Source organism: Gemmatimonadota bacterium, from assembly GCA_016209965.1.
Classification (GTDB): domain Bacteria; phylum Gemmatimonadota; class Gemmatimonadetes; order Longimicrobiales; family RSA9; genus JACQVE01.
This window is the reverse complement of the sequence record JACQVE010000110.1, coordinates 1-5,338: the sequence shown is the minus strand read 5'-3', so window position 1 is coordinate 5,338 and position 5,338 is coordinate 1. Positions and strand designations below refer to the sequence as shown.

Below are 5,338 nucleotides of genomic sequence, written 5' to 3'. Positions count from 1 at the left end.
TCGCGGACCCTGGCGCGAAGCTGCTGCTGGTCGCGGTGACGGGCACGAACGGCAAGAGCACGACGGTATGGCTGCTGCGGCATCTGCTGGCCTCGCGTTTCGAGGCTGCCTCACTGGGCACGCTGGGTCTGGTGCAGCCGAACGGGCGGCCGCTGCCGGGGAGCGAGGCGCTGACCACGCCCGGGCCAGTGGACCTGATGCGAACGCTGCGGGATCTGGCGGATCGGGGAGTGGGGGCGGTGGCCATGGAGGCTTCGTCCCACGCGCTGGACCAGGGGCGGATGCACGCCCTGCGTTTCGATGCCGCGGTGTTCACCAACCTGACGAGGGACCACCTGGACTACCACGGCAGCGAGGAGGCTTACCGGAGCGCGAAGCGGCGGCTGCTCGAGCTGCTGCGGCCGGACGGCGTCGCGGTGGTGAACGCGGACGACCCGGCGTGGGCGGGAGTGGCGGAGCGGGTGCCGCGCAGCGTGAGTTTCGGGCTCGCCTCGGGCGCGGCGGACATCCGGGCCACGGCGGTGACCCTGGGCGCGTGGGGCGCGCGCTTCCGGCTGCGGACGCCGGCGGGAGATGCGGCGGTCGAGCTGCCGCTGCTGGGCGCGTTCAACGTGCAGAACGCGCTGGGCGCGGCCGCGGCCTGCATGGCCCTCGGCTTCACGCCGGAGGAGGCCGCCGAGCGGCTGCGCTTGGTGCCCCAGGTGCCGGGGCGGCTGGAGCGGATCGCGGACTCGCCCTGTCCTGTGCTCACGGACTACGCGCACACGCCGGATGCCCTCGAGCGCGTGCTGGCGGCGCTGCGGCCGCTCACAGCGGGGCGGCTGATCGTGGTTTTCGGCGCCGGCGGCGACCGCGACCGCGGCAAGCGGCCGCTCATGGGGGCCATTGCCGAGCGCTGCGCCGACCTGGCCATTGTCACCTCGGACAATCCGCGCACCGAGCCGCCCGAAGCCATCATCGACGAGGTGGTGCAGGGGATGCACGGTGCCAACTGGGTGCGGCAGGCGGACCGCCGGCGGGCCATCCGGCAGGCGCTGGAGCTGGCCCGTGCCGAGGACGTGATCCTGTTGGCCGGCAAGGGGCACGAGACGTATCAGGTGGTGGGAAGGGAGAAGCTGCCCTTCGACGAACGGCAGATCGTGCGCGAGGCGCTGGCCGCGCGCAGCGGCGGGGTGACGGCGTGAGCGCGTTCTGGACCGATGCGGCCGTGCGTGCAGCGCTGGAACTGCCGCTGGAGCCCGCTCACGGCGACGTCGCCTACGCCGAGATCAGCTCCGACACCCGCTCCCTCCGGCCCGGCGGCCTCTTCGTCGCCCTCAGGGGCCCAAACTTCGACGCCCACGACTTCCTGCCCGCGGCATCCGCCGCGGGCGCCAGCGGCGCCGTGCTCGAGCGGCCGCCCGCCGATCCGAGCACGGCGCCGCCCACCCTCTATCTCGTGAAGGATACGCTCGCCGCGCTGGGTCGCCTGGCCCGCTACCGCCGCCGGCGACTCAACGCCAGCGTCTGCGCCATCACCGGCAGCAACGGCAAGACCACCACCAAAGACATGGCCCGGGCCGTACTCGCCCGCCGCTACCGCGTCCACGCCACGACCGGCAACCTCAACAACCTGGTGGGCACGCCGCTCACCCTGCTGGGCGCACCCGACGACGTCCAGGCCGTCGTCGTCGAGCTGGGCACCAACGCGCCCGGCGAGATCGCCCGCCTGGGCGAGATCGTCGAGCCGGACGCCGCCATCATCACCAACGTCGCCCAGGCCCACCTCGAGGGGTTGGCTGACCTGGCGGGCGTGCTCCGCGAAAAGCTCTCCTTGCTGGCGGCGCTTCGGGAGCACGGCCTGGCCCTGGTGGGCGAGGAGCCCTCCGTGCTCCCGGAGCAAGCGCGCGCGCTGGGGCGGAGGGTGAGGGTGGCGGGGTGGAGCGAGCGGGCGGATCCGGAGCTGCGTGCGCGGGGGGTCGAGCTGGATGGGGAGGGGCGGGTGCGGTTTGACTGGGCTGGGCGGGAGGTGCGGCTGGCGTTTCGGGGGCGGGCGTACGCGCACAACGCGTTGTTGGCGCTGGGTTTAGGGCTGGAGTGGGGGGTGAGCGCGGAGGCGGGTGTGGCGGCGTTGGAGTCGCTGAGGCCGCCGAAGCTGCGGGCGGAGCTGCTGTGCTATGGCGGGCTGACGGTGGTCGCGGACTGTTACAACGCCAATCCTGCGAGTGTGGCGGAAGCGCTGGACCTGCTGGTGTCCCTGCCGCGGCGGGGTGGGCGGGTGCTGGTGCTGGGCACCATGCGGGAGCTGGGCCGCTCGAGCGCGGAGCTGCATGCGCGGGCGGCGCTGGATGTGGCCGGCGCGGATATCGACCTGATCGTGGCGACTGGGGAGTTTGCGGCGGCGTTCGAGCCGCTGGCCGCGGGGATGGGTGAGCGGCTCATCCGGGTGGAGGACCCGCTGGAGGCGTACGAGCCTCTGGCGCGGCGGCTCACGGGCGGGGAGGTGGTGCTGCTGAAGGGTTCGCGCGGCGTGGCGCTGGAGCGGCTGCTGCCGCGCTTCGAGGCGGATTGGGGCAGCGCAGGTGCGGGGGCGTCTGGAGTTTCCCGGGGGGGCCAGGGTGCCTCCGCGAGCGGAGGCTGAACGGTGCTCTACCATTTGCTGACGCCGCTGTCGGATCAGCACATCGTCTTCAATCTGTTCCGCTACATCACCTTCCGCGCGGCGGGAGCCATGGTCACGGCGCTGGTGCTCTCGTTCCTGCTGGGCCCGCTTGTGATCCGCTGGCTGCGCTCGCTGCGCTTGGGGCAGGTGGTGCGGGCGGAAGGGCCGGAGCGCCACCTGATCAAGGCGGGCACACCCACCATGGGCGGCGTGCTGATCCTGATCGCCGCCGCGACGGCCACGCTGCTGTGGGCGGAGCTGACGAACCCGTACACGCTGCTCGTGCTGCTCACGCTTCTCTGGCTCGGGATACTGGGGTTCCTGGACGATTACCTGAAGGTGGTGCGCCGGCGCACCGAGGGGCTCGTGGGCCGCTACAAGCTGATCGGGCAGGGCGTGCTCGGCCTCGTGGTCGGGTCCGTGCTGCTGCTCTCGCCCATCAGCCCGATCCCGGCGCACTGGAGCAGTGTGCCCTTCCTGGCCGACTACCACCTCGAGATCTGGCGGCCGCTGTTCATTCCCTGGGTCATGATCGTGCTGGCGGGGACCTCGAACGCGGTGAACCTGAGCGACGGGCTGGATGGTTTGGCGGCCGGGCTGTGCGCCATCGCGGCGGGCACCTTCGGCGTCTTTGCCTACCTGATCGGACGGGTGGACACCTCGGACTACCTGGGGCTGTTCTACCTGCCCGGCTCCGGAGAGCTGGCCATCTTCTGCGTGGCACTGGCGGGCGCCAGCCTGGGCTTCCTCTGGTACAATGCGCACCCCGCCGAAGTCTTCATGGGCGATACCGGCTCGCTGGCACTGGGCGGCGCGATCGGCGCCACCGCCATGCTGCTCAAGTCCGAGTTCCTGCTCGTGATCGTGGGCGGCGTCTTCGTGCTGGAAGCGCTCTCGGTGATCCTGCAGGTCGGCTACTTCAAGTATACCACCCGGCGCTACGGCCAGGGCATGCGCATCTTCCGCATGGCGCCGCTGCACCACCACTTCGAGCACGGCGGCTGGCAGGAGAGCAAGATCATCATCCGGTTCTGGATCCTGGGGATCCTGTTCGCACTCATCGCGTTCAGCACGCTCAAGGTACGCTGAGGCAGCATGGAAGCACGGCGGCGCATCGGCATCCTGGGCCTCGCCCGCAGCGGCCGGGCGGCAGCCGAGCTGGCCCTGGCCCGCGGCCACCAGGTGTTCGCCTCGGACAGCGGCGAGGAGGCGACGCTGCGCGAAGCCGCCGAAGCCGTGCGCCGGGCCGGAGGCGAGGCGGAGGTGGGAGCGCACAGCGTGCCAGCGCTCGCCCGCTGCGACCTGCTGGTCGTGAGCCCCGGCATCCCACCGGATGCACTCGTGCTCCGCGAGCCGCTGCTCCGGGGGCTGCCCCGCATCTCGGAGCTCGAATTCGCGTTCCAATACCTGCGCGCCCCAGTCATCGCCGTGACCGGGACCAACGGCAAGAGCACGACCACCGCGCTGGCCGCACACCTGCTGCGCACGGCTGGACTCGATGCGCCCGCGGCCGGCAACATCGGCCTGGCGCTCTCCGAGGTGGCACGCCGCCAGCCGCCGCCCGACTGGGTCGTGGCCGAGGCCAGCTCCTTCCAGCTCGCCGACATCGAGACCTTTGCGCCGCGCATCGGCGTGGTCACCAACCTCGCGCCCGACCACCTCGACCGCTACCCCTCGGTCCAGGCCTACTACGCGGATAAGGCGCGCCTGTTCGAAAACGCCACCTCCCAGAGCCGCTGGGTGCTGAATGGCGAGGACTCGGCCGTGCTGGCCCTGGCAGGCCAGACCCCCGGCTCCCGCTACCTCTTCCGCGTCCGGAGCACCCCCTCCCCTGCGGAGCACGGGGCCTGGGTCACGGAGCACGGGGTGCTGGCAGTGCGCGCGGAGCAGGACGTGCTCCCGCTGCTGGGGGCGGGGGAGCTCTTGCTGCTCGGGGAGCATAATCGGGCCAATGCGCTGGCGGCGGCGCTGGCGGCGCTGCTGGCGGGGGCGGAGGTGGAGGCGGTGCGGCGGGGGCTGGCGAGTTTCCCGCCGCTAGCGCATCGGCTGGAGCCGGTGGGGGAGGTGGATGGTGTGTGGTGGGTGAACGACTCGAAGGCAACGAATGTGGCCTCGACGCGGGTGGCGCTGGAGAGCATGACGCGGCCGACGGTGTTGCTGCTGGGTGGGCGGCACAAAGGGGAGCCGTATACGGGGGTGGTGGCGGGATTAGAGGGTCGGGTGCGGGCGGTGCTGGCGTACGGTGAATCGGCGGAGCTGGTTGTGGCGGACCTGGGCGGGCGGGTGGCGGTGGAGCGGGTGGTGGGCGGGTTCGGTGATGTAATCGCGCGCGCGCGAGCGCTGGCGCGTGCGGGGGATGCCGTGCTGCTGTCTCCCGCGTGCGCGAGCTACGACATGTTCCGGAACTACGAGGAGCGGGGGGAGCGGTTCCGGGAGCTGGTTGCCGCAATGGCGCGGGCGGTTTCGGCTGCGCCCGAAGTTGGGACGCGGCGTGCTGGAGAGATGGGGTGACGGGGGGATGGGGAGACGGGGTGATGTTCGCGAGCGCTTTGGGCTCCCGACGGTGTTTGAGGCGCCATCTCCGTGTGCCCCACTCTCCGTGTCTCCCCGTCGGGCGGGAGGTAGGAGGTGAGGGGCGCGGGTACGGGATCGGGGTCGGGATCGGGATCGGGCAGGGCTTGGGGCTCGGGTGGGGCG

General features: G+C 71.9%; 4 protein-coding genes. All 4 read left to right on the top strand.

The features are described from left to right. Nucleotides 1–1,184: UDP-N-acetylmuramoyl-L-alanyl-D-glutamate--2,6-diaminopimelate ligase (locus HY703_04715; GenBank protein ID MBI4544476.1), on the top strand; the 1,184-nt coding region annotated here is incomplete at its 5' end. Further along, nucleotides 1,181–2,620 (top strand): UDP-N-acetylmuramoyl-tripeptide--D-alanyl-D-alanine ligase, encoded by a 1,440-nt coding sequence (gene murF, locus HY703_04710; protein ID MBI4544475.1) that lies wholly within the window; start codon nt 1,181–1,183, stop codon nt 2,618–2,620. The genes HY703_04715 and murF, both read left to right, overlap by 4 nt. A gap of 3 nt (nt 2,621–2,623) precedes the next feature. After that, nucleotides 2,624–3,730 (top strand): phospho-N-acetylmuramoyl-pentapeptide-transferase, encoded by a 1,107-nt coding sequence (locus HY703_04705; GenBank protein MBI4544474.1) that lies wholly within the window; start codon nt 2,624–2,626, stop codon nt 3,728–3,730. A 6-nt stretch (nt 3,731–3,736) separates the two neighbouring features. Then, the gene (murD, locus tag HY703_04700) at nt 3,737–5,152 is read left to right on the top strand and encodes a UDP-N-acetylmuramoyl-L-alanine--D-glutamate ligase (GenBank protein ID MBI4544473.1); all 1,416 of its coding nucleotides are present in this window, start codon (nt 3,737–3,739) and stop codon (nt 5,150–5,152) included. Nucleotides 5,153–5,338 lie beyond the last annotated feature (186 nt).

Excerpts from the sequence above, each read along its gene's own strand:
- murD (MBI4544473.1), top strand. The coding sequence starts at position 3,737 with ATGGAAGCACGGCGGCGCATCGGCATCCTGGGCCTCGCCCGCAGCGGC.